This is a genomic window from Janthinobacterium violaceinigrum (genome assembly GCF_009208555.1).
In the GTDB taxonomy this organism is placed as follows: domain Bacteria; phylum Pseudomonadota; class Gammaproteobacteria; order Burkholderiales; family Burkholderiaceae_D; genus Janthinobacterium; species Janthinobacterium violaceinigrum.
On record NZ_WFLI01000059.1, the window covers coordinates 1 to 26283 of the forward strand.

Annotated in this window: 24 protein-coding genes and 1 rRNA gene; 14 read left to right on the forward strand and 11 right to left on the reverse strand. The window is 61.6% G+C overall.

What is annotated here, in order from left to right:
• The 4 genes from GCN75_RS27480 to GCN75_RS29405 all read right to left on the reverse strand — a co-directional run.
• On the reverse strand, positions 1–497 hold a 497-nt coding region (locus GCN75_RS27480), incomplete at its 3' end, for a DUF4880 domain-containing protein (protein ID WP_152285181.1).
• The gene (locus tag GCN75_RS27485; protein ID WP_226941603.1) at positions 490–1086 is read right to left on the reverse strand and encodes an RNA polymerase sigma factor; all 597 of its coding nucleotides are present in this window, start codon (positions 1084–1086) and stop codon (positions 490–492) included. The genes GCN75_RS27485 and GCN75_RS27480, both read right to left, overlap by 8 nt.
• Positions 1050–1715: a secretin and TonB N-terminal domain-containing protein gene (locus GCN75_RS27490; protein ID WP_193317684.1), complete on the reverse strand. Its 666-nt coding sequence runs from the start codon at positions 1713–1715 to the stop codon at positions 1050–1052. The genes GCN75_RS27485 and GCN75_RS27490 overlap by 37 nt, the downstream gene beginning before the upstream one ends.
• Positions 1666–1977, reverse strand: coding sequence for a hypothetical protein (locus GCN75_RS29405; RefSeq protein ID WP_193317685.1), 312 nt, complete (start codon positions 1975–1977; stop codon positions 1666–1668). The genes GCN75_RS27490 and GCN75_RS29405 overlap by 50 nt, the downstream gene beginning before the upstream one ends.
• Between GCN75_RS29405 and GCN75_RS27495 the strand changes: the two genes are divergently transcribed.
• From GCN75_RS27495 to GCN75_RS29410, 6 genes are all read left to right on the forward strand, one after another.
• Positions 1976–2341 carry a hypothetical protein gene (locus GCN75_RS27495; protein WP_152285183.1) on the forward strand — a complete coding sequence of 122 codons (366 nt, stop codon included), beginning with the start codon at positions 1976–1978 and terminating at the stop codon, positions 2339–2341. The genes GCN75_RS29405 and GCN75_RS27495 overlap by 2 nt on opposite strands.
• Positions 2342–2435: 94 nt before the next feature.
• Positions 2436–4784 carry a Tex family protein gene (locus tag GCN75_RS27500; protein WP_152285184.1) on the forward strand — a complete coding sequence of 783 codons (2349 nt, stop codon included), beginning with the start codon at positions 2436–2438 and terminating at the stop codon, positions 4782–4784.
• A 4-nt stretch (positions 4785–4788) separates the two neighbouring features.
• Positions 4789–5262, forward strand: a complete 474-nt coding sequence (locus GCN75_RS27505) for a GNAT family N-acetyltransferase (protein ID WP_226941604.1) — start codon at positions 4789–4791, stop codon at positions 5260–5262.
• Between the two features lie 105 nt (positions 5263–5367).
• The gene (gene grxD, locus GCN75_RS27510; protein WP_034753766.1) at positions 5368–5679 is read left to right on the forward strand and encodes a Grx4 family monothiol glutaredoxin; all 312 of its coding nucleotides are present in this window, start codon (positions 5368–5370) and stop codon (positions 5677–5679) included.
• Positions 5672–6286, forward strand: a complete 615-nt coding sequence (locus GCN75_RS27515) for a UbiX family flavin prenyltransferase (RefSeq protein ID WP_152285185.1) — start codon at positions 5672–5674, stop codon at positions 6284–6286. The genes grxD and GCN75_RS27515 overlap by 8 nt, the downstream gene beginning before the upstream one ends.
• Positions 6287–6426: 140 nt before the next feature.
• The gene (locus GCN75_RS29410) at positions 6427–6789 is read left to right on the forward strand and encodes a hypothetical protein (RefSeq protein WP_193317686.1); all 363 of its coding nucleotides are present in this window, start codon (positions 6427–6429) and stop codon (positions 6787–6789) included.
• Between the two features lie 62 nt (positions 6790–6851).
• On the opposite strand, the gene GCN75_RS27525 is transcribed toward GCN75_RS29410, so the two are convergent.
• On the reverse strand, positions 6852–7259 hold the full coding sequence (locus GCN75_RS27525; RefSeq protein ID WP_034753756.1) for a hypothetical protein: 408 nt from the start codon (positions 7257–7259) through the stop codon (positions 6852–6854).
• A 688-nt stretch (positions 7260–7947) separates the two neighbouring features.
• Here GCN75_RS27525 and GCN75_RS27530 point away from each other — a divergent pair.
• The 6 genes from GCN75_RS27530 (at position 7948) to GCN75_RS27555 (ending at position 14641) form a co-directional block, all read left to right on the forward strand.
• Positions 7948–8376, forward strand: coding sequence for a MerR family transcriptional regulator (locus GCN75_RS27530; protein ID WP_152285187.1), 429 nt, complete (start codon positions 7948–7950; stop codon positions 8374–8376).
• A gap of 125 nt (positions 8377–8501) precedes the next feature.
• Positions 8502–9686 carry an isovaleryl-CoA dehydrogenase gene (locus tag GCN75_RS27535; protein ID WP_152285188.1) on the forward strand — a complete coding sequence of 395 codons (1185 nt, stop codon included), beginning with the start codon at positions 8502–8504 and terminating at the stop codon, positions 9684–9686.
• Between the two features lie 53 nt (positions 9687–9739).
• A complete protein-coding gene (aceK, locus tag GCN75_RS27540) occupies positions 9740–11539 on the forward strand; it encodes a bifunctional isocitrate dehydrogenase kinase/phosphatase (protein WP_152285189.1) in 1800 nt (599 codons plus the stop codon).
• Complete coding sequence (locus GCN75_RS27545; protein WP_152285190.1) at positions 11536–12732, forward strand: acetyl-CoA C-acyltransferase; 1197 nt, start codon at positions 11536–11538, stop codon at positions 12730–12732. The genes aceK and GCN75_RS27545 overlap by 4 nt, the downstream gene beginning before the upstream one ends.
• A 73-nt stretch (positions 12733–12805) precedes the next feature.
• Positions 12806–13474: an SDR family oxidoreductase gene (locus tag GCN75_RS27550; RefSeq protein WP_152285191.1), complete on the forward strand. Its 669-nt coding sequence runs from the start codon at positions 12806–12808 to the stop codon at positions 13472–13474.
• Positions 13475–13513: 39 nt separating this feature from the next.
• Positions 13514–14641, forward strand: coding sequence for an acyl-CoA dehydrogenase family protein (locus GCN75_RS27555; protein ID WP_152285192.1), 1128 nt, complete (start codon positions 13514–13516; stop codon positions 14639–14641).
• Between the two features lie 377 nt (positions 14642–15018).
• On the opposite strand, the gene GCN75_RS27560 is transcribed toward GCN75_RS27555, so the two are convergent.
• The 4 genes from GCN75_RS27560 to GCN75_RS27575 all read right to left on the reverse strand — a co-directional run bounded on the left by GCN75_RS27560 (position 15019) and on the right by GCN75_RS27575 (position 21955).
• Complete coding sequence (locus tag GCN75_RS27560; RefSeq protein WP_226941605.1) at positions 15019–15939, reverse strand: YihY/virulence factor BrkB family protein; 921 nt, start codon at positions 15937–15939, stop codon at positions 15019–15021.
• A 73-nt stretch (positions 15940–16012) separates the two neighbouring features.
• Positions 16013–17092 carry a S66 peptidase family protein gene (locus GCN75_RS27565; protein WP_152285193.1) on the reverse strand — a complete coding sequence of 360 codons (1080 nt, stop codon included), beginning with the start codon at positions 17090–17092 and terminating at the stop codon, positions 16013–16015.
• A gap of 88 nt (positions 17093–17180) precedes the next feature.
• Entirely contained in the window at positions 17181–19934 is a 2754-nt protein-coding gene (locus GCN75_RS27570; protein ID WP_226941606.1) for a TonB-dependent receptor, read from the reverse strand.
• Positions 19935–20152: 218 nt separating this feature from the next.
• The gene (locus tag GCN75_RS27575) at positions 20153–21955 is read right to left on the reverse strand and encodes an ABC transporter substrate-binding protein (RefSeq protein WP_152285199.1); all 1803 of its coding nucleotides are present in this window, start codon (positions 21953–21955) and stop codon (positions 20153–20155) included.
• A 219-nt stretch (positions 21956–22174) separates the two neighbouring features.
• Between GCN75_RS27575 and GCN75_RS27580 the strand changes: the two genes are divergently transcribed.
• Positions 22175–23413, forward strand: coding sequence for a nucleoside recognition domain-containing protein (locus GCN75_RS27580; RefSeq protein WP_034753725.1), 1239 nt, complete (start codon positions 22175–22177; stop codon positions 23411–23413).
• A gap of 8 nt (positions 23414–23421) precedes the next feature.
• Positions 23422–24924 (forward strand): D-alanyl-D-alanine carboxypeptidase/D-alanyl-D-alanine endopeptidase, encoded by a 1503-nt coding sequence (gene dacB, locus GCN75_RS27585; protein ID WP_152285194.1) that lies wholly within the window; start codon positions 23422–23424, stop codon positions 24922–24924.
• Between the two features lie 15 nt (positions 24925–24939).
• Here dacB and GCN75_RS27590 read toward each other — a convergent pair whose 3' ends face one another.
• Together GCN75_RS27590 and rrf are read right to left on the reverse strand one after the other, a co-directional pair.
• Positions 24940–25800 carry a CPBP family intramembrane glutamic endopeptidase gene (locus GCN75_RS27590; protein WP_226941607.1) on the reverse strand — a complete coding sequence of 287 codons (861 nt, stop codon included), beginning with the start codon at positions 25798–25800 and terminating at the stop codon, positions 24940–24942.
• 384 nt (positions 25801–26184) lie between these two features.
• Positions 26185–26283: ribosomal RNA gene (gene rrf, locus GCN75_RS27595) — 5S ribosomal RNA — on the reverse strand; the annotation flags it as partial.

Genomic DNA, 26283 nt, shown 5'->3' on the forward strand with positions numbered 1-26283 from the left:
GCACCGCGCAGGCCGGCCTGGAATTCCGCTTCGCCCGCCAGCAGCACCAGCGCGGCGGCGCCGTCCTGCAGCGGCGCCGCATCGAGGCGCGTCTGCGTATTCATCTGCACCAGCACGCCGCCGTCGAGCGCCACCTCGCGCTGCTCGCCCGTGCCGGTGGCGTAGTCGGCGGCAAGACCCGCCACGGCCGGCCACAGGTCCGTGGGCGGGCGCACTATCAGCAGCCCCAGCGAGGCGGCCACGCCGGCACCGAGCCAGGCGCGCCGCGCCGTGTTCACTGGCTGCTGCGCCCGCTTGACGGCAAGCGCGGCCGGCGCCATCGCGCCCCACACGGCGCGCGCCTCGGCAAACGCCGTCGCATGCTTGCGGCTGCGCGCGCACCAATGGCGAAACACTTGCGCGTCGCGTTCGCTGACCTGGCCCGAGGCCAGGCGCACGACCCACGCCTGCGCTTCCTTCTGGATGACACCCATGTCGTCTTCCGCTTGTTCAATCATGATGTTTAGACGTTTTTCCCGCGCCGGGACCGAAGCGCTGAATGAAATCGCGTCCCATGCGCTCGCAGCAATGTTCGAGGCCGGCGCGCAATTCCTTCTCGACCGTGCGGGCGGAAATGCCGAAACGCTCGGCGATGTCGCGGTGCGGCAATTGATCGACGCGGGCGGCAATGACGATGGCGCGCCGGCGTTTCGGCAACTCCTGCAAGGCCCGCTCCAGTTCTTCCAGTTCGGCGCGCGCGCTGAAGGTGCGGGCCGGGTCGGCCAGTTCATCGGCCATCTCGTACAGATCATCGATATCCGGCAGGCTGAGCAGGCGCGCATTGTCGCGGCGTTGATCTTCCGCAACGTTGATGGCGATGCGCATCAGGTAGGCGGATGGATAGCTGATCGCCTCGGGTGCCGTCATCCGTTCCACCCGCAAATACGTTTCATGCAGCGCGTCGTTGGCCAGGTCTTCCGAACCCAGGCGGCGCTGCAAGTGGCGGCGAAACTGTCCATAGCGTTCCAGGAACAGCTTGCGCAAGGTGGTTTTCAGCAATTCCGACATGTTCAGGGCGCCCCGGCCAGGTGCAGATACGGCGCGCAATCGGCATCCGGATCGGGCCGCGGCGTCAGGAGGATGGTCAGCGGCTGCGGCAAGCCCGCGGGCGGCGCGCCATCCATCAGCAGGCTGCGCAGGCGCTGCAGCACGGCGCGGTCGCGCTGCGCCACGCCGCTCGGTTCCAGCACGTGCACGGCGCGCACCTTGCCCCGCTCGTCAAGCCACAGCTGGAACGCCAGGCGGTAGCGGCCGAAGGCGTCCGGGTGCAAACGGCACAGGGCGCGCGTAAGCGAACGCTGCAGGATGACCGCATAGCCTTGCAGCGGCGATGCGGCAGGAGCGGCCTCGGCCGGTACGGGCGCCGGCGCTGCGGGAGCGTCCGCCAGCGCCAGCAAGGTAAACGCATTGCTGCCGCTGAAGCGCGCGCCCAGCTGCGTGCCTGCCAGCAAGCGCTGCAGCGCCTCGGCCGGCGTGTAGTCGCCGCGCACGGACGCAGCCACCCGCCCCGCCGCCAGCTGGCTGCTGACGAGCACGGAATAGCCGGTCACTTCGCCGAACGCCACCAGCGCCGCATCGAGCGGCTGGGCGGGCAAGTCGAAGCGCAGGGTCGCGTGCGCGGCCGCGTCAGCACCGTCCGCGCTGGCTGCCGGCCGCACGAATGTCATCAATGTCATCAACGTCATCAGCAAGCAGGCGGACAGGGCATTGCCCGTTGCGGCGCGGCGGTGGCTTAGTGTCATTTTCCAGGGGAATCAACGAAGAATCCTGCTCATGAAGTGTCTTGACTGCAATGTTGTCTGCAGAATGGCAAGATGGTAGCTTCATAAAATGACAACTGCATGACATGAAATATTTGCTGCAACTGCCGTGTGTCATCGCCGCGACATATGGTTTTGCTATGCTGAACGCTTCTTCCACCGCTCCGGGAGCCGCCATGGCACGCCTGTTCTTGCTGTTGCTGTCGGCCTGCGCCGCCCTGTCCGCGCAGGCGGACGAACACACCGTCGTCGTGAATGCCGCCGCGCCCGCGAAGGGTTGCGTGGAAGTGGAAGTCAATGGCAAGCGCACGCAATCTATCTCTTGCCTGAATGAAAAATTATTGCCGAATAGCAACACCATGAACCGGCAGCCGCCCACCCTGTCCGGCGCGGAAGCGACCGTACAGCGCCCGTCGAACCAGCTGGGCCTGTACAACCGCGCCGCCCTCGAACACCGCATGGGCAATGCCTTCGGCAAGTCCGTCACGCCGCAGAGGCCGGCGCCGGCGCCGCCCGCCAGCCCGCTGCTGCCGCCCCGCTAGGCCGCTTCTCAACGCACAGTCCATTTGCGCTGTCAAGATTGCGCAATCGCGCCGATTGCGTATCATTCCAGGCTTGATCGCTCTGGAAACAACCATGCTGCCCACTATCGAACAACGCCTTGCCCTTGAACTTGCCGCCAAACCCGTGCAAGTTGCCGCCGCCATCGAACTGCTCGACGAAGGCGCCACCGTGCCCTTCATCGCCCGTTACCGCAAGGAAGCGACCGGCGGCCTCGACGATATCCAGCTGCGCCTGCTCGAAGAGCGCCTGCGCTACCTGCGCGAGCTGGAAGAGCGGCGCGCCGCCATCGTGGCGTCGATCACGGAACAGAACAAGATGACGCCCGAACTGCTGGACGCCGTCATGCACGCGGAAGACAAGACGCGCCTGGAAGACTTGTATCTGCCATACAAGCAAAAGCGCCGCACGAAGGCGCAGATCGCCATCGAAGCGGGCCTGATGCCGCTGGCCGACGGCTTGCTGGACAATCCGGAACTGACGCCGGAAATGGAAGCGGGCAAGTTCCTGCGCGAAGCGTTCACGAGTGCCGACGGCAACAACCCGGGCGTGGCCGACACCAAGGCAGCCCTCGACGGCGCGCGCCAGATTTTGATGGAGCGTTTCGCCGAAGACGCAACCTTGCTGCAAACCTTGCGCGAATACGTGCAGGAACACGGCATCGTCGAATCGAAAGTGGTGGAAGGCAAGCAGGACGAAGGCGAAAAATTCGCCGATTATTTCGATTACTCGGAAACCATTTCCACCGTCCCCTCGCACCGCGCGCTGGCCCTGCTGCGCGGCCGCCGCGAAGGCATCCTCGACGTCACCCTGCGCCTGGACACGGAAGCGGAAAAACCGAAATGGGATGCGCCGCACAATCCGTGCGAAGGCCGCATCGCCGCCCGCTTCGGCATCAAGCAACAAGGCCGTCCGGCCGACAAATGGCTGGCCGACACGGCGCGCTGGACCTGGCGCGTGAAAAGCTTCATGCACCTGGAAACGGAACTGATGGGCGCGCTGCGCGAACGCTCGGAACTGGACGCCATCAACGTCTTTGCCACCAACCTGAAAGCGCTGCTGCTGGCCGCGCCGGCCGGCCAGCGCGCCACCATGGGCCTGGACCCTGGCCTGCGCACGGGCGTCAAGGTCGCCGTGGTCGATGCCACGGGTAAAGTGATCGACACGGCCGTGATCTACCCGCACCAGCCGAAGAACGACTGGGACGGTTCGCTACATACCCTGGGCCGCCTGGCCGCCAAGCACAACGTGTCGCTCATTTCCATCGGCAACGGCACGGCCTCGCGCGAGACGGACAAGCTGGCGCAGGATTTGATCAAGCAGCATCCGGAAGCGAAGATGACGAAGATCGTCGTCTCGGAAGCGGGCGCGTCGGTGTATTCGGCGTCCGAGTTCGCCTCGAAGGAATTGCCGGACATGGACGTGTCCCTGCGCGGCGCCGTCTCCATCGCCCGCCGCCTGCAAGACCCGCTGGCCGAGCTGGTGAAAATCGATCCGAAATCGATCGGCGTGGGCCAGTATCAGCATGACGTAAGCCAAAGCCAGCTGGCCCGCTCGCTCGACGCCGTGGTGGAAGATTGCGTGAATGCCGTGGGCGTGGACGTGAACACGGCGTCGGCCCCGCTGCTGGCACGCGTGTCGGGCCTGTCGGCCAGCGTGGCGCAAAGCATCGTCACCTATCGCGACATGAAGGGCGCGTTCACTTCGCGCGCAGCCTTGAAAGCCGTGCCGCGCCTGGGCGACAAGACCTATGAACAGGCAGCGGGCTTCCTGCGCGTGATGGGCGGCGAAAATCCGCTCGACGCCTCGGCCGTCCACCCGGAATCGTACCCGCTGGTGGAAAAGATTTTGGCCGACATCAAGAAGGATATCAAGGCCGTCATCGGCGAAACGGCGCTGCTGAAGACCCTGAGCCCCGCCAAGTACGCGGATGACACCTTCGGCGTGCCGACCATTTCCGACATATTAAAAGAACTGGAAAAGCCGGGCCGCGACCCGCGTCCGGAATTCACGACGGCCACCTTCAAGGAAGGCGTGGAAGAAATCCGCGATTTGCGTCCGGACATGATCCTCGAGGGCGTGGTCACCAACGTGGCCGCCTTTGGCGCCTTCGTCGATATCGGCGTGCACCAGGATGGCCTCGTGCACATCTCGGCCCTGTCGAACACCTTCGTCAAGGATCCGCACACGGTGGTGAAAGCGGGACAAGTCGTGCGCGTAAAAGTGCTGGAAGTCGATGAAAAGCGCAAGCGCATCGCGCTGACCATGCGCCTGACGGACAGCGCGCCGCAGGCGGGCAGCAAGCCGGAGCAACGTGGCGACCGCAACGACCGCCGCAGCATGGCGCAGCACCAGTCGCAGTCGCGCAACGCGCCGGAACCGGCCGGCAGCATGGCCGCCGCGTTCGCCAAGCTGCGCGGTTAAGCCCGTGGCCGCCGGGCAGGACATCACCATCCTGGCGGCGGACGCGACCGGCCCGGATGCCCAGCTGCTGCTCGACGCATTATCGGGCGCATTGCTGCGCATCAATGGCGACAGCGGCCGCTCCTCGTTCGACGTGGAAGCGGCCACGCCGCGCGGCGGCTTTTATATTGCCCGGGACGGCGCCGGTGAACTGCTGGGCTGTGCGGCCCTGCGCCCGCTGGACGGCGTGGCGGACAGTCCAGTGGGCGAACTCAAGCGCATGTATGCGCGCCCCGGCTCTGCCGGCGTGGGCGCGGCCCTGCTGGCCCACGTGGAAGCGCAGGCGCGCTGCTTCGGCTATGCGCGGCTGCACCTGTCCACCCGCGTAGCGAATCGCCGCGCCATGGCGTTTTATGCCAAACACGGCTATGCACCCGTCAATGCCTGGGGCAAATACGTGGGCGCCGCCCAATCGGCCTGCCTGGGCAAGCAGTTATAAGCGCCAGCGTGGCTGACTTGCCCGATTTATGACCTGAGCGCATACCCGTGCCGTCGTTTTCTTATAAAATGACGGCATCTATTTATTTACCCATCAGAGGCAGCTATGAGCGACGTACAAACCTGGATCAAAGAAACCGTGACGAACACGCCAGTCGTGCTGTTCATGAAGGGCACGGCCCAGTTCCCGCAGTGCGGCTTTTCCGGCCGCGCCATCCAGATCCTGAAAGCATGCGGCGTGGAAAACATCGCTACCGTCAACGTGCTGGATGACCCGGAAGTTCGCCAAGGCATCAAGGATTACTCGAACTGGCCGACCATTCCACAGCTGTATGTCAAAGGCGAGTTCATCGGTGGTTCCGATATCATGAATGAAATGTTTGAATCGGGCGAACTGAAGTCCCTGCTCGATGCCTGATAGTCAACTTGCGCGGCCGCGCCGTATCGTCGTGGCCATCACGGGCGCCACGGGCGCCGTGTACGGCTTGCGGCTGCTGCAATTGCTCGGCGCCATCCCCGGCGTCGAGACGCATCTGGTCTTGTCCGATGCGGCCGTACTGACCCTGCACCAGGAAACGGGCGTGGGGCGCAAGGAGATCGAAGCGCAGGCGCACGTGGTCCACAAGCTGCGCGACATCGGCGCGAGCATCGCCAGCGGTTCGTTCCAGTCCGATGGCATGGTCGTCGCGCCATGCTCGATGAAGACCCTGGCGGCCGTGGCGCATGGCTTGTCGGATAATTTGATCACGCGGGCCGCCGACGTGGTGCTCAAGGAGCGCCGGCGCCTGATTCTGATGGTACGCGAAACGCCGTTCAACCTGGCGCACCTGCGCAATATGACAGCCGTGACGGAAATGGGCGGCATCATCTTCCCCCCCTTGCCCAGCTTTTATCACCACCCGCAAAGCATTGCGGAGATGGTCGACCATACGGTGGCGCGCGTCATCGACCTGCTCGGCATCGAGCACAGCCTGGCGCCGCGGTGGAATGGTTTGAAGTCCGCTGGCGACACCCCTATCCTTTAGTTGGCGTCACGAATTAACTGGCATCACGATGCCTGACAAAAGGGTAGCGAGCGGAAGGAAGAGCTGGTCGAGAAGCGCAACCGTACTTTAGTACGGTGAGCATCGCAGGCTAGCTATGCCGACGCGCAGCAGCCTTGGTCATGCATCCCTCACCTCTTGTCGAACTGGTGAGCACTGGCCTGCTTCAAATCCCTGGCTTCTTCAACCATCCTGCGGTGGGCGATCCGTTTGCGCATCACTTCCGCATGTTGCGCGGCAGTCATGGGGGGCACGGTCATCAAGTCTTTCAGCTGCGCGGTATTGCTGTAGTTACTTTTCATAAGACGGCTCAAATGCTCGGCTCCGTAGTGGATGAACTGGCTGCTTCTGATGTGATTATGCGCTGGTATTGGCCGCTGCGCCGCTGCAGGCAGGATTATTGTCAAATAATTCCGCTGCAGCGCAACATGCGAGGTCTTATTGTGCGGCAAAATCATGTCTCCAGTATGACTCTGCGCAAATAAAAGTACAGGAGAAGCACCGTCAGCGAAAAGCGGACGGCGCCGGCCGGGAATGGCCTGAATGCTTACTTTTGGTAGTTGACGCGGACCAGCATGCGAATAAATTCTCGCGCGATTTGACGATGATGTTCATCCAATCTTTGCAAATCGGCAATTAATTTCACATCGGCGGACTCAAACCGCGACAAGGCGCTGCCCGCTTCGCCATTCGGCGTGGCGCTTTCCGGGCCGCCAAAACGCAACCATTCCGCCGGCACGCCCAGCCATTGGGCAATCATGCGCAATTTCTCTTGCGTGGGAATTGCTTCACCTACTAACCATTTCCTAGCTGCATGCACGGTAATCGGGCGCCCGTCGAAACGGATGTTGAATTCCCGGGCCAGTCTGGTCGGGCTGTCTGGAGAATAATGGGCGTTTTTGAGAGCCAACTGAAGTCGCTGGCTGAAGCTTTCGCGTTCGTTAGAAGAATTCATAGGTGTACTATTTCATGTTGTAACATGAAAGTCAGTTTCTTGAATGACCATACAGAATGTTACATTCGAAAGGAGTATCAATTAACAATTAACACTCGGGCCGGGCTTTCCGGGTAGAAAAGTGGGCCGAATTTTCTCTTGTGATTCTGCGTGGCTTCGGGTCAAATTCGCGGCTGGCCTTGATTTTCGCACTGCAGCACGATTCAAAGCCTCGGTTTGGCATTACAACGTACGGTATCGGATAATGCCCTCCTCTGCCGATACGCGCAATGCCCATGTCATACAATTTCTTATAGACAAAGTTTTCAGAAGGGCCATTTTGTTTTCAATATGGAAACGAACTAAACAGCGTACTCATAGTGGAACGTTGTTTTTTGATCGTGCCTATTGGAAAGAATCTGCGCCCAAAAATTTTACTGCCATCGTAACGAAAAGAATGTCGCCGTTGTGCCAGGAAAGCTCTTTTTGGTGTCATCTTGGCCACCAACTCTCGATCTTAAGCGCGTTTGCGCAAGAAGAATCAATTTATTTTCAGTAACTGTTGCCATATTCGCCAAATCACCGCGTCCCTGCCCGCTTTTTTCTTTGTTGCAGCACGGGCAGGGCACGCTACAATAGTATTGACGTTGACGTAAACGGCACTTTGCCACCACCTGCCTCGCAGCATCCATCCAGCGACCGACCACCCATGCAACCAACACCGCCCCCAGCAACGACGACCTACACCATTACCGAACTGGCGCGGGAATTCGACATCACGGCGCGCGCCATCCGTTTCTATGAAGACCAGGGCCTGCTCAGCCCGAAACGGGAAGGCGCGGGCGGGCGCAGCCGCGTCTACACGCCGCGCGACCGCACGCGCCTGAAACTCACCCTGCGCGGCAAGCGCCTGGGCCTGGCGCTGTCGGAGATCAAGAGCCTGGTCGACATGTACGAATCGCCAAAGGACACGCGCGCGCAGATGGACCGCTTCCTGGGCGTGCTGGCGCAGCACCGCCAGACCCTGGAGCAGCAGCGCATCGATATCGAAATGGCGCTGGCGGAAATCAGCGCGCACGAAGACGCTTGCGCGCGCATGCTGGCAGACTTGAACCTTGATAAGGCGCCAACAAGCTGAGTGGACACGCGGTAGGCGCTGGCCGCACGCACATCGCTTTACGTTTACGTAAACGTCACAACTGAGTATCATAGCTTTACTGACCCGGCATCCATGACCGCCACACTTATAACGACGAGGACGACATGCTCCATCTCCCAGGCTTGACCTTTGACCACGGCGAAGACATCGCCTCCCTGCGCGAAGCGATCCAACAATTTGCCGCCGCCGAAATCGCGCCGCGCGCGGCCGAAATCGACCGCACCGACCAGTTCCCCATGGACCTGTGGCGCAAGATGGGCGACATGGGCTTGCTCGGCATCACCGTCAGCGAAGAATACGGCGGCGCCGGCATGGGCTATCTGGCGCACATCATCGCCATGGAAGAAATCTCGCGCGCCTCGGCTTCCGTCGGCCTGTCCTACGGCGCCCACTCGAACCTGTGCGTGAACCAGATCAAGCGCAACGGCACGGCCGAGCAAAAGGCCAAGTACCTGCCGAAGCTGATCACGGGCGAGCACATCGGCGCGCTGGCCATGTCGGAACCGAACGCGGGCTCGGACGTCGTCAGCATGAAGCTGCGCGCCGACTTCAAGGGCGACCGCTGGATCTTGAACGGCACCAAGATGTGGATCACCAACGGTCCCGACGCGGACGTGCTCGTGGTGTACGCGAAAAACGACCTGGAAGCGGGCCCGCGCGGCATGACGGCTTTCCTGATCGAAAAGAATTTCAAGGGCTTTTCCATCGCGCAAAAACTCGACAAGCTGGGCATGCGCGGTTCGCACACGGGCGAACTGGTATTCCAGGATTGCGAAGTGCCGGCCGAAAACGTGCTGGGCGGCCTGGGCAAGGGCGTCAATGTGCTGATGTCGGGTCTCGACTTCGAACGCACCGTGCTGTCCGGCGGTCCGCTGGGCATCATGCAGGCTTGCATGGACCTGGTCGTGCCCTACGTACATGACCGCAAGCAATTCGGCCAGCCCATCGGCGAATTCCAATTGATGCAAGGCAAACTGGCCGATATGTATTCGACCATGATGGCGTGCAAAGCCTATGTGTATGCCGTGGGCCAGGCGTGCGACCGCGCCACCACGCCGGAAGCCGTACGCCAGCTGCGCAAGGATGCGGCCGGCGCCATTCTGTATAGTGCGGAAAAGGCGACCTGGATGGCGGGCGAAGCGATCCAGGCCCTGGGCGGCAACGGCTACATCAACGAGTTCCCGGCCGGCCGCCTGTGGCGCGATGCCAAGCTGTACGAAATCGGCGCCGGGACCAGCGAAATCCGCCGCATGCTGATAGGCCGCGAACTGTTTGCGGAAACCAAGTAAGCACGGGCGCGCGGCTATCGACTGGGTGATGAGCTATTCATGCGAGTACAGCTATGACGCAAATTGCCTTCCCCAAATTGCTCTCTTCCCAGATTGCATTCGATATCGCGCGCACCATCCGCGACGGCTTTGACAAGCATTACCGCCTGTTCCGCGCCACCAGCCAGCATGCCAAGCAGTATTTCGAGCAAGGCGCGTGGGCCGCGGCACAGACGGCGGCCCGCGAACGCATCGACTTCTATGACAAGCGCGTGCAGGAATGCGTGCAGATGCTCGAAGATGAGTATGAAGAGTCGGAGTTGAGCGACGAAGTGTGGCGCGAACTCAAGCTGCACTATATCGGCATGCTGACGGAACACAAACAGCCGGAACTGGCGGAAACCTTTTTCAATTCCGTCTGCTGCAACATCCTGCACCGAACGTATTTCAATAACGACTATATTTTCGTGCGGCCCGTCGTTTCCACGGAATACATCGAAACGCAGGACCCGCTTCCCACCTACCGCGTGTATTACCCGGGCGAGGATGGCTTGCGCCACACCCTGCTGCGCATGGTGACGCATTTCCAGCTGGATTGCGCATTTGCCGACCTGGAGCGTGACGTGGCCCAGGTGGAAGCGCGCCTGCAGCAATTGTTCGGCGCCGACAGCATCGAACCGAACCACCAGATCCAGGTCTTGACCAGTTTGTTCTACCGTAACAAGGGCGCCTACCTGGTGGGCAAAGGCATCAACGGCAACCGCGAATACCCGTTTGTCGTGCCCATCCTGCACAACCGTCACGGCAAGCTGGTGCTCGATACGGTGCTGTTCGAGCACCAGCAGATTGCCGTGCTGTTTTCGTTTACGCGCGCGTATTTCCTGGTCGATATGGAAGTGCCATCGGCCTACGTACAATTTCTCCGAAGTTTGCTCCCGCGCAAGCCGCGCAGTGAGATTTATACGATACTGGGCTTGCAAAAACAGGGCAAGACGCTGTTTTACCGCGACTACCTGCAGCATCTGAAACACTCGTCGGACCACTTCGAAAGCGCACCCGGCATCCGCGGTCTGGTCATGCTGGTGTTTGCCCTGCCGTCGTTTCCCTATGTCTTCAAGGTGATCAAGGATTTTTTCCCGCCGCCCAAGGAAACCACGCGCGCGCAAGTCCAGCAAAAGTATTTGCTGGTGAAACACCACGACCGGGTGGGGCGCATGGCCGACACGCTCGAGTATTCCAACGTGGCCTTTCCCCGCGCCCGTTTTGCCGAGGAACTGCTGGCCGAGCTCAAGCAGTTCGCTCCCTCGCTGATCGAAGAAGACCGCGAGCAGATCATCATCCGCCACCTGTACATCGAGCGGCGCATGGTGCCGCTGAACATGTGGCTGAGCAATGCCGAGAAAGAAGGCCGCAATGACTTGGTCGAACACGCCATCGTCGAGTACGGCAACGCCATCAAGGAGCTGGTGGCGGCGAATATTTTTCCCGGCGACATGCTGTATAAAAACTTTGGCGTCACGCGTCATCAACGTGTCGTTTTTTACGATTACGATGAAATCGAGTACATCACCGATTGCCAGTTCCGCGTCATTCCCCAGGCGCGCACGGAGGAAGAAGAAATGTCGGCCGAACCTTGGTATCCCATCGGCAAGCACGATGTGTTTCCCGAACAATTCGGCACCTTCCTGCTGGGCAATCCCCGCATCCGCACCTATTTCATGCAGCACCATGCCGACCTGCTGACGGCGCAATATTGGCAGGCGCGCAAACAGCGCATCGAGGACGGCCATATCGAGGACGTCTTCCCTTATCCGCAGCACCTGCGTTTTTGTATGCAGTCATCATCCCCACCCTTAACCGGAGATCCAACATGAATGATCCAGTCGTAATCGTCGGTGCCGCGCGCACCCCCATGGGCGCCTTCCAGGGCGACTTTGCCAACGTTACCGCCAGCGACCTGGGCGCCGTGGCCATCCGCGCCGCCGTCGAGCGGGCCGGCGTGGCGCCGGACGCCGTTGAACACGTGTTTTTCGGCAATTGCCTGATGGCGGGCCAGGGCCAGGCGCCCGCGCGCCAAGCCTTGCGCAAGGCTGGCTTGCCCGATTCCACGGGCGCCGTGACCCTGTCGAAGATGTGCGGCTCGGCCATGCAGACGACCATGTTCGCGCATGACACCTTGCTCGCCGGCAGCGCCGACGTGGTGGTGGCGGGCGGCATGGAATCGATGACCAACGCCCCTTACCTGGTGCCGAAGGCGCGCGGCGGCTACCGCATCGGCCACGGCATGATCTATGACCACATGATGATGGATGGCCTGGAAGACGCCTACAGCCGCGATGAGAAGGGCAATGCCCGCTCGATGGGCACGTTTGCCGAAGAGTGCGCCAGCCAATATCACTTCACGCGCGAGGCGCAGGATGCCTTCGCCATCGAATCCGTGAAGCGCGCCCAGGCCGCCACCAAGGATGGCAGTTTCGAGTGGGAAATCGTGCCCGTGACCGTGTCCGGCCGCGGCGGCGACACCGTCGTCAGCATCGATGAAGGCCCGCAAAAAGCTCGCCTGGAAAAAATCCCGACCTTGAAGGCCGCGTTCAAGAAAGACGGCACCATCACGGCCGCCTCGTCTTCGTCGATCAACGATGGCGCGGCCGCCCTCGTGCTGATGCGCGAATCGACGGCGAAAAAGCTGGGCTGCACCGTCATCGCCAAAATCCACGGCCACGCCACGCACGCGCAGGCGCCGAACGAATTCACCACGGCCCCCATCGGCGCGGTGAAAAAACTGTACGCCAAAACGGGCTGGAGCAGCAGCAATGTGGACTTGTTCGAGATCAATGAAGCGTTCGCAGCCGTGCCCATGGCCGCCATGCACGACCTCGACATTCCACACAGCAAGATCAACATCCACGGCGGCGCGTGCGCGCTGGGCCACCCGATCGGCGCCTCGGGCGCGCGCATCATCGTCACCCTGCTGGGCGCCCTGAAGAAAACGGGCGGCAAGCGCGGCGTGGCAGCCCTGTGCATCGGCGGCGGCGAAGCGACGGCGATGGCGATCGAACTGGTATAAGCTCTTCCTGAGCACGGGCGCGCACCGCAGTTCACGGTGCGCGCCTTTCATTTTATTTTCAGGGAGAAAAGATATGCCTACCGCATTGATCATCGGCGCCTCGCGCGGCATCGGCCACGAGCTCGTCCGTCAATACCGCCACGATGGCTGGCGTGTCATCGCCACGGCCCGCACATCCGACGCTTGCGCAGCCCTCAAGCAACTGGGCGCCGAAGCGCACCAGCTGGACGTGACGGATGTGGAAGGCTGTGCCGGCCTGGGCTGGAAGCTCGACGATGAAAAGCTCGACGTGGCCATCCTCAACGCGGGCGTGTATGGCCCCCGCCACGACGGTTTCCCCGCGCAAGCCGATTTCGACCTCGTCATGCACACGAACGTGCTGGCCGCCATGCGGCTGCTGCCCATCCTGGCGCCGCTGGTGGCCAACGCGAAAGGCAAGCTGGCCGTACTGTCCTCGCACATGGGTTCCCTGAGCGAACGGGGCAACCCTACAGGGTCGCTGTACCGCGCCAGCAAGGCGGCCCTGAATTCCGTGCTGATCGACACGGCCCTCGTGCATGGCCCGCAAGGCGTGAGCTGCGTGGCCTTCCACCCGGGCTGGGTACGCACGGCCATGGGCGGCGCCGGCGCCGATATTTCGCCCGAGGAAAGCGCTGCCGGCATCCGCGCCACCCTGGCCAGCCTGCCGGCCACGGACAAGGCCGTGTTCCGCAACTACGACGGCAAACCCATCGCCTGGTAATTCCACCACACCCTATAAAAACAAACGAGACGACGTCCCATGATACTCAATGAAGAACAATCGATGATCCAGGAAGCGCTGCGCAGTTTTTCGCGCGAGCGCCTGGCGCCCAACGCGGCCCGCTGGGACAAGGAACATCATTTCCCGAAAGAAGAATTGCAGGAACTGGCCGCGCTGGGCGCCTTTGGCGTGGCTGTGCCGGAAGCGCTCGGTGGCGCCGGCCTCGATTACGTATCCTTGGCCCTGGTGCTGGAGGAGATCGCCGCCGGCGACGGCGGCACCTCGACGATTATCTCCGTCAACAATTGCCCCGTGTGCAGCATCGCCATGATGTACGCGAATGACGCGCAAAAGGAGCAATGGCTGCGTCCGCTTGCGCAAGGCGCCATGCTGGGCGCGTTTTGCCTGACGGAACCGCACACGGGCAGCGACGCCTCGGCCCTGCGCACCACGGCCACGCGCGACGGCAATGACTACGTGATCAACGGCACGAAGCAGTTCATTACCAGCGGCAAGTATGCGGACGTGGCCATCGTCATGGCCGTCACGGACAAGGCAGCCGGCAAGCGCGGCATCAGCGCCTTCTGGGTGCCGACAAACACGCCCGGCTACATCGTGGCGGGACTGGAACAGAAGATGGGCCAGCACTCGTCGGACACGGCGCAAATCCTGTTCGAGAACTGCCGCATCCCGGCGGAAAACCTGATTGGCGAAGAAGGACAAGGCTACAAGATCGCCCTGTCCGGCTTGGAAGGCGGACGCATCGGCATCGCCTCGCAAGCCGTGGGCATGGCGCGCGCCGCGTATGAAGCGGCCCTGAGCTATGCGCGCGAGCGCGAGAGTTTCGGCAAACCCATCTATGAACACCAGGCCGTGCAATTCCGCCTGGCCGACATGGCCACGCAGATCGAAGCGGCACGGCAACTGATCCGCCACGCGGCGGCCATGAAAGATGCGGGCCTGCCCTGCCTGAAGGAAGCGGCCATGGCCAAGCTGTTCGCGTCGGAAATGGCAGAAAAAGTGTGCTCGGACGCCATCCAGGTGCACGGCGGCTACGGTTACGTGTCCGACTTCCCCGTTGAACGCATCTACCGCGACGTGCGCGTGTGCCAGATTTACGAGGGGACCAGCGATATCCAGAAGATTTTGATTGCGCGGGCGTTGTAAACCCCACGGCAAATGCTGGGGTCAGACCCGCCGGGTCTGACCCCGAGCGACTGCCAACAATGGACGAAAAAAAAGCCCGCTAGCGCGGGCTTTGTTCCAATGTATTACCAATGCTTTAATCGTGTCATGGACGCCAGTGCTATCTGCAAAGTGCCTCCTGATTTTCGGACTCCCATGCTATCTACATGGTGACTCCAAGTGTAAATCGACCAACGTATCCGGAATTACAAAATCCACTCTTTCGCACTGTCACGCCATCGACATTACACCTGTCGGTCGCCGCGCTGGGACTGGATAGTGAGACTATTTGCAAGCAAATCTCAATCACTGAACGGAGTATAGCACAGACTTTTGTGCGATGCAACAACCATTTAAAATCAAGTCCTTAGCGCCAGCGGCTTGTCTTCTTCGCCGCCCCGGGCCACCCTTTCGTACTCGGAAATCACTTGCGCGCCCAGCAGCAGCAGGGTGGCGCCGATTTCCAGGCTGAACATGACGACGATAGCCGTCGTCATCGAGCCATACACGACATTGACCTGCGACAAGGTGGAAAAATACCAAACCAGCACATGGCGGGCGATTTCCCACAGCAGGGCAGCAGTCACGCCGCCGATCAGCGCATGCGTGATCGATAAGCGTCCGACGGGCATGACCAGGTAAATCGAGCTGAGCACCAGGATTTCACCCGCCAGCCCCAGCAAGTACAGCAGCACGCCGGACACGCCTTCCAGGCCCCAGTCGTGGCGCAAGAAACGCACGCTTTCCTCGCCCATCACCTGCAAGCTGCCCGCCACCAGGGTGATCAACAGGATCCCCACGCCCAGGCACAGGATGTAGCAGTACGGCAACACGGCGGAGATGAGGAAATGGCGGCGGCGGATGGCCACGCGGTGTATGAAAATCACGCTCATGGCATTTTCCAGCACGGTAAACGCCAGCGAGCTGAAAAACAGCATGGTCAGCAGCAACAGCCAGCCGATCACGCCCCGGTTGTTGAGGAAATGCGCCACTTCCGCCACGATGGCCTTCGATTGCCCGGGTACCAGCCATTCCAGGTAATGGCCGATTGTCTGCAGCAATTCATCCTGCGCGATCACGTGCGACAGGGCCACCACCACCAGCATCAGCAGGGGGACGATGGACAGCAGCGAGTAATACGCGACGGCGCCCGCCAGCAGCAAGCCCTGGTTGGCGCGAAAGCCCTTCAGCACCTGCAGCACGAAGGCCAGCGGGTGGCTCAGAATGTAGGCGCTGGCGCGGCGGTTGATCATGAGCAAACCGTTCAAGGATGCCGGCATGGCCCGATGCCTTGCCGCACATACCCCTAGCATACTGACTATCCCCGTACTGTGCCGTGCGCGAACGAACAGACTAGCTGACGGCAGCTTCCAGCAAGGTCAAGGTTTGCCGGTCCGCATCGAGGGTGGCCAATATGCCCATCGGTATCGTGAACTGGTGGCGAATGTGGCCAAACGAATAGCCGCTGACGGCCGGCACGCGCAAGGGCTGCAGATGCTGGTCCAGGGTAGCATCGAGAGTCAGCGCCGTATCGCCCTCGGCTGCCTCGCAATGCTCGAAGATGCCCAGCATCAGCGCCGCCGCCTTGTTGAAGCCCACGGACAGGTCCAGCTGGCACAGCATGCGGTCGATGCGGTACGGCACTTCGTTGATTTCTTCAAGGAACAAAATATGCTCGCGGAAATCGGCGGCATACGGCGTGCCGGCCAGTGCGCTGACCATGCACAGGTTGCCGCCCGTCAAGCGTCCCGTGGCCTGGCCGCCGTGCACGGTGCGGATGGCGAAGTTCGGCTGCGTCTGCGCGCGACGGTGGTTATCGAGCGCCATGGGGATCGTGTAACTGTCTTGCGGCGTCATCAGCACATTGCGCAGCTGCGTCACCGTGTACTCGGAAAACGTGGATGACGCCACGGGACCGTGGAACGTCACCAGGCCCGTCTGGCGGCCGATGGCCAGATGCAGGGCCGTGATGTCGGAATAGCCGACCAGCACTTTCGGGTTGCGCCGGATCAAGGCGTAGTCGAGCAGCGCCAGCAGCGAAATGCAGCCGGAGCCGCCGCGAATCGCCCAGATGGCCTTGACCTCGGGGTCGGCGAAGGCCGCGTGCAGATCGTCGAGGCGCTGCGGCACCGTGCCCGCATAGTTGCCGTGCACGGCGCGGATGTTGGTGCCCAGGCTGGCGCGCAGTCCCAGCGATTCGATATTGCGCACGGCCTTGGCGATGGCGTCGTCATCCGTAAAGCCGCCCGGTGCGACGATGGCCACCAGGTCGCCTTCGCGCAGGCGCGCCGGCTTGATCATGGAGTGTTGCTGTTGCATGCGTTTGTCCTTCCCTTGCGCGGCCGCCGCCCACGCCGGTGTGCCTGCCGCCCCCACGGTGGCGGCCAGCAAGCCGCCGAAGCGGCGCCGGCTGAGATTGGTCTGACTGGACATGCGGCCCTTTCCTGGAATAAAAACGGCGACGCCAGGCGCCGCCGCACGAGGTTAGCATGCCGGCAGGATCGCCGCCGGCATGGTTGCCTTACATGAACTTGTACTTCAGCTGGAACGACAGCGAACGGCCGCGTGGATCGGCCACGCGCGGGTCCCAGCCCGCGCCCACCACTTCATCCACGTTGTGCGCGGTGAACGGCGGATCGCGGTCGAACAGGTTCTGGATGCCCACGGTAATCGTCGTATTTTTGAAGCCCGTGTACGTGCCCGACAAGTTATACGTGGTGTAGCTGGACACGTCCGGCTTGAAGCCCGGTGGCGGCGTCCCCTTGCCGCCGTTCGGCACCTGGTCCTTGTAGCCCGACGAAAAACTCTGGATCAGCAAGCCGCTCCAGTCGCCGCGCGACACGCCGAAGCTGGCATTGTGTTTCCAGCGCAGGTACAGATCGCGCGTATAGAACTTGCCGACCAGTTCCTGGTATTCCTGGCCTTGATACTCCGCAAACTTGAAGCTGTCCATATACGTGCCGTCCAGGGTCGCCGTCCATTTCGCGTCCTGCACCTTGCCTTCGCCGCGCAAGCCCACGTCAAGACCACGCACGCGGCTGCCTGCCGCATTGATCCAGCCCGCCTGCACGTAGTCGATGGTGCCATCCGGATTGCGGTGGATGTACTGGTTCAGCGCCTGGTAGTTGGCCAGCACGATTTGCGGCGTGCGGTTCAGGATGCGGTCCTTGGTATTGATGGCCCAGTAGTCGAACGAGGCGGAATAGCCCTTCACCGGTTCGATGACAAAACCGACGCTGCCCTGCTTCGACGTTTCCGGCTTCAGGTTCGTGTTGCCGCCCGTCTTGTAGTCAAGGCGGTCGATGGCGCAATACTCGGGCACGCCCGGATGCTTGGCGCAGCCTTCCTGGTCGACCACGCCGTTCGGCAATTCCTGGCTCAGCGAACCCGAATACAGCTGCTGGAAGCTTGGCGCGAGGAAACCCTTGCTGGCCGAACCACGGAACAGCAGGAAGTCGGTCGGCTGGTAGCGGAAGGCCACTTTCGGATTCGTCGTCGCGCCCACCAGGCTGTAATCGTCGCGGCGGATGGCCAGCTGCATTTCCAGGTCTTTCGTGACCGGCACCAGCAACTCCGCATACACGGCCTTGACGGTACGGCTGGCATCTTTTAATGCGGCATTGCCTGGCGCCAGCAGGATCTGCGTGGCGTCGACGTCTTGCCCGAAGCTGTACCCTTCACGGCGCAAGTCAAAACCGGCCGCCATCGCCAGCGCCCCGGCCGGCAGCTGGAACAGTTCACCCGAAACGGAACCGTCGATCTGCGTCAGGGTCGTCTTGCCGTGCTGGAAGTCGCCACGGAACTTGGTCGATTCGATCAATTGCTTGGCCGCTTCCGTCTGGCTCTGGCCGGCGCCCACCCATGGATTGATGATGCCGGTGGCCAATGCCGCGTACAGCTTGTCCGTGTAGGAATAGCCATCCGTCAGCTTGGTCTTGGTGCTGCTTTCGGCGCGCGAAATGCCGGCCTTGTAATCCCACTTGCCGAAGTTCCCCTCGAAGCCCACCAGCACGCGGGCATTGTCGGTCGTATTTTCCTGCGTGCGGTTGCCCACGTCATTGGCGCGCCATTTGTAGGAAATCGGCTTGGTGTTGTCGAACGAAGGGATGTAGGCCGACAGGTCCTGGTAATACGCACCACCCACCGGATACAAATTCTTGTTGGCGACGGTCGCCTGCACCTGCATCGGCGTCAGGATGGCCGTGGCCTTGGTGCGCGAACCGAGCACTTCGACAAACATGCGGTGGTCGGGCGCCAGCTGGAACGTGCCGCGCGACAGCAGATTGGCCCGTTCGACGGGGAATTGCAACACATAGTCGGCGCCATAGTCGTAGGCGCACGAATACCTGGTGCGCAGCGGCGAAGTCACGTCTTTCCACAGTTCCGTCTGGTATTGCGACATGCCAGGTAGCGTATCGCACTTGCCCTGGAAGCTCAGGGGATTGGCTTGCAGGTATTTATTCGCATCGCCAGGCAACTGGAACGAGGTGCCCAGCGCCGTGCCGGTACCGGCCATCTGGTTGGCAAACGGCGTGCCCGTGGTATCGGGCGACAGGCCGCGGCCCGGCTGGAAGCCGTTGACGAAGGAGCGGTCGCTGCCATTGAGCTGCTGCGCCTTGTCGACGGTCAGGCTGGCCATGATGTTGTAGCGGTCCGATTCCAGCGAACCCGTGCCGGCCAGCAGCGAGGCGCGGCGCGTGGCGCCGCCGCCTGCCTGCGTATCGTTGGTGGAAACGGACGCTTCCACGCCGCTGTAATTGGTTTTCAAAATGAAATTGATCACGCCGCCAATGGCGTCCGTGCCGTAGATGGCCGACGCGCCATCCTTGAGGATTTCCACGCGTGAAATCGCGCCCAGCGGGATCGAGTTCAGGTCGACCGACTTGCCGCTGGCGCCATGCGTGGCGATGCGGCGGCCGTTCAACAGCACCAGGGTACTCGACGGTCCCAGGCCGCGCAGCGAGGCGAACGAAGCGCCGCCGCTGACACGGTCGGCATCGGCGCCAAACACGTTGTTGCCCGAAGTCATGTTATCGGCGCCCGTGCCATTCGCCGACAAGGTGCGCACCAGTTGCTCCGTCGTCGTGATGCCCTGCTTTTCGATCTGGTCAAACGAGATGACTTGCACAGGCAGCGCGCCTTCCTTGGCCACGCGCTTGATGCTACTGCCCGTCACTTCGACCCGTTGCATCGCTGGCGCCGCCGCTTCCTGTGCCATTACCGGCCCCACCACCCCCATCAATGCCACCAACTGCGCTAGCTTCTTCAATTTCACAGGTCTTCTCCTTGTTGGGCAATCGAAACTTGAGTTATCAAGTCAGGCTGTTTTTTCACGTCGCAGTTGTCTGTCTCGCAGTACATTTTTTTATGACATTTGCGCATGACTTTATTTGTTTTCATTTTCAGAGTAGCGCGATGCATCCGCGGCCAGCCAATGAAAAATGCTTTCCTAACCATAACTTTTTGGAATGAATGCCCTTTTCAGCGACATGGTCACTTGCCTGCGGGGCTGCCCCTGGATTTATCCACGTCCAGGTAGCGCCAGGACGTGAATTCCACGGGGTGGCGCCTGTAGTTTTTTAGCCACGGTTGTTGCAGGTCGGCAGAGATGGGATGCGTCAGCAACACCCACGGCGTGTAGGCGTGGATCAGCTGAAACAGGTCGAAGTACAGACTGCGTCGGCGCGGCGTATCGGATAGCAGGCGCGCCTCCTCATAGCGTTTATTGTAATCGGGCAAGTTGAAGCGGGCATAGTTGGCGCGGCCAACGTTGCCGCCATACAACAATTGCATAAAGTTATCGCCATCGGGGAAGTCGGCGATCCAGTTGGTCTCGAACATCTGCACCTTGCCCAGGCGCGAGGCCTTGATGATCTCCGTCTTCTTGTCGCTCTTGAACTCCACGCGCACGCCGATGGCATTCAGGTTGCGGCGCCACAATTCATCGCGCAAGCGCCCCACCGTGCTCGGCTCCGTATGCATGGTCAGGATCAGGGGCGTACCGTCCGGCTGCGTGCGGAAACCGTCGGCGCCCACCTTGTAGCCGAAGCGGTCCAGCAGCGCGCGCGCCAGCACGGGATCGTAGCCGACGGGGCTGCGGTAATTCTTGTCGTAACCGAGCACATTGGGCGGCAACGGCGACTGGGCCGGCAAGGCCAGGCCTTTCTTCAGCAGCGCGATGTCTTCGCGGCTGTTGTAGCTGAGGGCGATGGCGCGCCGCAGGGCCAGCTTGTCCTTGGTGGTGCCCCCCAGCACGGGGTCGTCCATGTTCATCCACATGTAATACGTCTGCAGCACGGGAAAGCGCGTCAGCTGCAGGCCTTTGGCCGCCAATGCCGGTTTCAGCGCGCCGTTTTCCAGCACCATGTCCGTCATCGATTCCGGCACTTGCTCCAGGTAATCGAATTCGCCTTTCAGAAAACCCAGCATGCGCGATTGATATTCCTCGACGATGCGTACCTCGACGCGCTCGACCAGGGGCAGGCGCTGGCCTTCCAGCGCGCCGGCGATGGCGCGCGCGTCGGGCGGCAGGGCGGCCAGCGCCTTGGCATCCGTATGGAACACGGTGGGGCGGAAGGTCGGGTTGGCCTGCAGCACGATCTTGTCGCTGCGCTTCCACTCCTTCACCAGAAACGGCCCCGTGCCCACGGGATGGTTGCCGATCTGCCCTGGCGCCGCATACGCTTCGGCCACTTCGCGCGCCACCACGGCCGTCGCCGGCATGGCCAGGTAAAACAGGAAGTTCGGGTCGACGCCGTTCAGGCGGATGCGCAAGGTGTATTTGTCCAGCGCCTGCAAGCCGGCGATGGGCGTGTCATAGCTGAATCTGGTTTTCAGGGCCGCATCGCCCACCAGCTTGTCTTCCAGCAAGAACAGCCACGGCGACTTCAGGGCCGGGTCATACAGGCGCGTCAGGCTGTAGACATAATCCTGCGCCGTCACTTCGCGCGGCTTGCCCTTGAAAGCAGGATCCGGCGTGAAGAAGATGCCGGGCTGCAAGTGAAAGGTGTACGTGCGCCCGCCATCTTCCACGCTCGGCAAGCCGCGCGCCGTATTGCCCTGCAGCTGCACGGGGCGCGCCAGGTAGTCATAGCGCAGCAGCGGGTCGAAGATGTTTTCCATCAAATTCAGGCTGGCCAGGTCGGACGCCACGGCCGGGTCCAGACCCGTCTCGCTGGTGCTCAAAAACAAGTGCAGGGTCTTGTTCGCGCGGGCATCGGCGGCGGCATGCGCGGGCGCAATGCAGAGCGTCAACAGGGCCAGGCCGGCGGCGCAGGCGGTTTTGCGTAAAAACATCATCAGTGATCCAGTGCAGACAAGGGTAAGGAACGGCGATAAGCGACAGGCATCCCCCACACTACGCGGGCAAAGTGCGGGACGCCAATGAAAACAGGCTGCCAGCTTATAACTTTTTGGCATGCGATTGCTGCATTCTTTCATCAACTCGTATCGGGCTGCCTCTATACTTTGCTTGCAGCTACTTTTCATTTCCCCGAAATACAGAACTGATCGCATATGGCACTTAATTACATCTGGTCCGGCTTTTTCCTCGTTGGCTTCCTGGCCGCAGTGCTGCAGTGGCTGTTTCTCGGCGATACCGATATCTTCAAGCGCATCATCGACGGCACGTTCGAAACGGCGCGCATGGGCGTGATGGATATCGCCCTGCCGCTGGCGGGCGTGATGACCTTGTGGCTGGGGATCATGAACATCGGTGAAAAGGCGGGCATCGTCGGCTGGCTGGCAAAAGTGATCGCGCCCTTCTTTTCGCGTATCTTCCCGGAAATTCCCAAGGACCATCCGGCCACGGGCCACATGGTGATGAATTTCTCGGCCAACCTGCTGGGCCTGGACAATGCGGCCACGCCCTTCGGCTTGAAGGCCATGGAAAGCCTGCAGACCTTGAATCCGAACAAGGAAGAGGCGACGAATGCGCAAATCATGTTCCTGGTGCTGCACACCTCGGGCCTGACCCTGATTCCGCTAGCCATCATGGCGCAGCGCTCCATCCTCGGCGCGGCCGATCCGTCCGACATCTTTATCCCCTGCATGATCGCCACCTATGTGGCCACCATGGTCGGCATCATCACCGTCTCCATCAAGCAGCGCATCAACCTGCTCAACAGGGTCGTGCTGGGCTGGATGGGCGGCATGACGAGCGCCATCGTGGCCATGATCTGGTACTTCACGCAATACCTGACGAAACAGGAAATCGAGCTGGTCTCGAAGGTGGTCAGCAACCTGGTGTTGATCAGCGTCATCGCCATCTTCATCATCGGCGCCCTGCGCAAGAAGGTGAACGTGTATGACGCGTTTATCGAAGGCGCGAAGGGCGGGATCCAGACCTCGATCACCGTGATTCCCTACCTGGTCGGCATGCTGGTGGCCATCAGCGTGATCCGCAACGCGGGCGTGTTCAATTTCCTGATGAGCGGCATGAACTGGTTCTTCGCCAACCTGGGCATCAATACGGACTTCGTGCCCGCCCTGCCGACGGCCATGATGAAGCCGCTCAGCGGCTCCGGCTCGAAAGCCATGATGATCGATGCCATGAACACCTACGGCGTCGACTCGTTCGTCGGCCGCCTGGCCTGCGTGTTCCAGGGCTCGGCCGACACCACCTTTTATATCGTGGCCCTGTATTTCGGTTCCGTCGGCATCCGCAAGACGCGCTATGCGATCACGGCCGGCCTGATCGCCGATCTGGCTGGCGTGATCACGGCCGTCTTCGTCGCCTACGTCTTTTTCCACTAAGGAGAGCCATGTTCCGTTCCATCCTCATCGCTGCCTTGCTGGCCGGCATCGGCCTGTCCAATGCGCAGGCACAACTACCCGAATCCGTCAGCCTGCTGCTGCGCAGCGCGAATATCCCGGAAGACGCCATGGGCGCCATTGTCTTGCGCGGCAACACCACCGTGCTGTCGCATGGCGCCGACCGCAGCATGCAGCCCGCGTCCACCATGAAGCTGGTGACGACGGCCGTGGGCCTGGAACAACTGGGTCCCATCTTCCGCGGCCGCACGGAGTTGCGCACCAGTGCCGACGTCATCAATGGCGTGCTGAAGGGCGACCTGATCCTGCGCGGCGGCGCCGATACGGATTTCAATGCGGACGTGCTCGCGCACATGCTGCAAACCCTGCGTACCCAGGGCATCGTCAAGATCAAGGGCGACCTGATCCTCGACCGCCAGCTGTTCCAGCCGGCCCGGCCCGATATCGGTGCCGCCCCCTTCGACGAGTCGGCCGAGTTCCGCTACAACGTCATCCCCGACGCCTTATTGCTGAACACCAATCTGATCGATATCAGCATCAGCACGACGGACCGGCAATTGAGTTTCCAGATGCAGCCGCCGCTCGAGAATGTCGGCATCAGCAGCGACATGAAGCTGGTCAAGGGCAGCTGCGCCAAGTGGGAAGATGGCTGGCGCCCGCCCGAATACCGGCGCGATGCGAACGGCAATCTGCAGGTGATACTGCACGGTACCTTCCCGCAAAACTGCAGCAAGACCACCAGCATCAATGTGCTCGATCGCAACGATTATGCGGACCGGCTATTCCGCGCCACCTGGAAACGCCTGGGCGGCACGATCACGGGCAGCGTGCGCGAAGCACCCGCAACAGGCTTGCCGCCCACGGCCGAACCGGTCGGCACGCGCATGCTGGCCGACCACGTGGCGCGTGCCTTGCCGGAAGTGCTGCGCGACATCAACAAGACGTCCGACAACACCCTGGCCCGCACCCTGTTCCTGAGCCTGGGCAGTTTGCAAAGCGATGGCTGGCTGGGCAGCCGCCCCGTCGCCATGGCGGCGCCGGAAGACACGGCCAACCGGGCGCGGCTGGTCATCCAGGAATGGTTCCAGCGGCACCATATCGACACGCAGGGCATGCTGGTCGACAACGGTTCCGGCCTGTCCCGCACGGGACGCATTGCGCCGGCGCAACTGGCTGGCGTGCTGCAAGCGATGCAGCAAAGTCCGTGGGCGCCCGAGTTCCAGTCCAGCCTGCCCATCGTGGCGCTGGACGGCACCATGCGCAAGCGCCTGTTGAACACGCCGGCAGCCGCGCGGGCACGCGTCAAGACGGGCACCTTGAAAAATGTGGTGGCCATCGCCGGCTATGTGCCCGACGCCAACAACCAGCAATGCGTGGTGGTCGCCATGATCAATAGCGATCTGGTGGGCAACGGCAATGGCCGCGCTGCCGTCGATGCGCTGATCGAGTGGGTCGCCAGGAGCGGCGCCACGCCGGTAGTCGCCGGACAATAAAAGCGGTGCAGCGGCCTAGCAGCGCGCTGTGCGTGGTGCGCCGGCAAACGCCAGGCGCAGCACGTACGCGGCGGCAGCGCCAAGCAGCAGCACCGTCACCAGCGAAGCTTCCACGCCGAATGCGCCGCCCGTCAGCATAGGATTGCCTGCCAGCTCGCCACGCAGCAAGCCGCCGGTATCCGCATGGCCGGATACAATCGACGAGAATACCTGGCCGACGCAGTAATTCCAGCCGACATGCGTGCCTATGCAGACCCACAAACGGCGCGTCTGCAGGTACAGCGCCGCCTGCAGCACGCCATACGTGACAAGCCCGGCGATCGCCAGCAAGGAAAAGCCGGCATTGGGCAAGTGGGCCAGGCTGAACACCAGTGCTGAAATCACGATGGCGGCCTTGCTGCCCAGCGCACGTTCGGTCACGCCAAAAACGACTCCACGGAACATCATCTCTTCCGCCATACCTACCAACAACAATTCAGCCAGCGGAAGCAGCAGCAACACGTTCAGCGCGTTGACGCCGCTAAACTGATACACGCCCAGCACTGCCAGTACGGCAAAGGTCAGGAGCACCAATCCGGCGCCCAGCAGCAGACCACACCCCAGTTCACGCGCCATGCCCGGCATTGCCAGTTCAGTCGGCTGGCGTTTTTCGATGCGGCGGACATGGAAGCGGTAGCCGAACCACACCAGTACGGCCGCCAGCAACTGCGGCCAGAGGATGCGGTAGGACTTGTCCACCAGCCGGGAGGCGATGATCATCGTCAGCGGCACCGCGGCAAAGGTCAGCACCATGCCCAGCACAATTTGTACCAGGGGATAGGCCAGCAGGCGCACCAGCAGGGATTTCTTTGTTGCCATGCTCAGGGTATTTTCCATCGTCACTTTCCTCAAAGAGTGTTCAGGCGGTTACTTTTGCAGCTTGCCTGCATCATGGAAGCACTTGCCAATGGAGCGCTGTTCGATGCCATGGCGTTCCACATCCTTGTTTCCTGTAGCGATATTAGCAGCATTTATATAAGCGCTTATGCAAATATGGAATACTGTTGCATTTTATGCACAGCGCACCGGCCGTGCGTCAGCCTGCGGCAGGGAAGCATCAAGGGAAGAAAGAGAATGACCAGGCGCCGGCCTGGCCGTCGCTGCAAGGCATCGCGCAGCGGTGCCTTGAGGTTGTTGGATTTGATATATTGGATATGCCAACGCCAGACGAAAAAAAACCCCGCCATTGCTGACGGGGTTTTTCTCTACTGCGAATAACAAGCCTGACGATAACCTACTTTCACACTGGTTGCAGCACTATCATCGGCGCAAAGTTGTTTCACGGTCCTGTTCGGGATGGGAAGGGGTGGGACCAACTTG

Bases quoted from the DNA above. Each gene is read 5' to 3' on its own strand.
- GCN75_RS27495 (WP_152285183.1), top strand. From the start codon at position 1,976: ATGGCACGCCTGTTCTTGCTGTTGCTGTCGGCCTGCGCCGCCCTGTCC.
- GCN75_RS27490 (WP_193317684.1), bottom strand. From the start codon at position 1,715: ATGACATTGATGACATTCGTGCGGCCGGCAGCCAGCGCGGACGGTGCT.
- grxD (WP_034753766.1), top strand. From the start codon at position 5,368: ATGAGCGACGTACAAACCTGGATCAAAGAAACCGTGACGAACACGCCA.
- GCN75_RS27580 (WP_034753725.1), top strand. From the start codon at position 22,175: ATGGCACTTAATTACATCTGGTCCGGCTTTTTCCTCGTTGGCTTCCTG.
- GCN75_RS27525 (WP_034753756.1), bottom strand. From the start codon at position 7,259: ATGAATTCTTCTAACGAACGCGAAAGCTTCAGCCAGCGACTTCAGTTG.
- GCN75_RS27535 (WP_152285188.1), top strand. From the start codon at position 8,502: ATGCTCCATCTCCCAGGCTTGACCTTTGACCACGGCGAAGACATCGCC.
- GCN75_RS27575 (WP_152285199.1), bottom strand. From the start codon at position 21,955: ATGTTTTTACGCAAAACCGCCTGCGCCGCCGGCCTGGCCCTGTTGACG.
- GCN75_RS27565 (WP_152285193.1), bottom strand. From the start codon at position 17,092: ATGTCCAGTCAGACCAATCTCAGCCGGCGCCGCTTCGGCGGCTTGCTG.
- GCN75_RS27590 (WP_226941607.1), bottom strand. From the start codon at position 25,800: ATGGAAAATACCCTGAGCATGGCAACAAAGAAATCCCTGCTGGTGCGC.
- dacB (WP_152285194.1), top strand. From the start codon at position 23,422: ATGTTCCGTTCCATCCTCATCGCTGCCTTGCTGGCCGGCATCGGCCTG.
- aceK (WP_152285189.1), top strand. From the start codon at position 9,740: ATGACGCAAATTGCCTTCCCCAAATTGCTCTCTTCCCAGATTGCATTC.
- GCN75_RS29410 (WP_193317686.1), top strand. From the start codon at position 6,427: ATGCATCCCTCACCTCTTGTCGAACTGGTGAGCACTGGCCTGCTTCAA.
- GCN75_RS27555 (WP_152285192.1), top strand. From the start codon at position 13,514: ATGATACTCAATGAAGAACAATCGATGATCCAGGAAGCGCTGCGCAGT.
- GCN75_RS27530 (WP_152285187.1), top strand. From the start codon at position 7,948: ATGCAACCAACACCGCCCCCAGCAACGACGACCTACACCATTACCGAA.
- GCN75_RS27500 (WP_152285184.1), top strand. From the start codon at position 2,436: ATGCTGCCCACTATCGAACAACGCCTTGCCCTTGAACTTGCCGCCAAA.
- GCN75_RS27545 (WP_152285190.1), top strand. From the start codon at position 11,536: ATGAATGATCCAGTCGTAATCGTCGGTGCCGCGCGCACCCCCATGGGC.
- GCN75_RS27560 (WP_226941605.1), bottom strand. From the start codon at position 15,939: ATGCCGGCATCCTTGAACGGTTTGCTCATGATCAACCGCCGCGCCAGC.
- GCN75_RS27550 (WP_152285191.1), top strand. From the start codon at position 12,806: ATGCCTACCGCATTGATCATCGGCGCCTCGCGCGGCATCGGCCACGAG.
- GCN75_RS27515 (WP_152285185.1), top strand. From the start codon at position 5,672: ATGCCTGATAGTCAACTTGCGCGGCCGCGCCGTATCGTCGTGGCCATC.
- GCN75_RS29405 (WP_193317685.1), bottom strand. From the start codon at position 1,977: ATGGCGGCTCCCGGAGCGGTGGAAGAAGCGTTCAGCATAGCAAAACCA.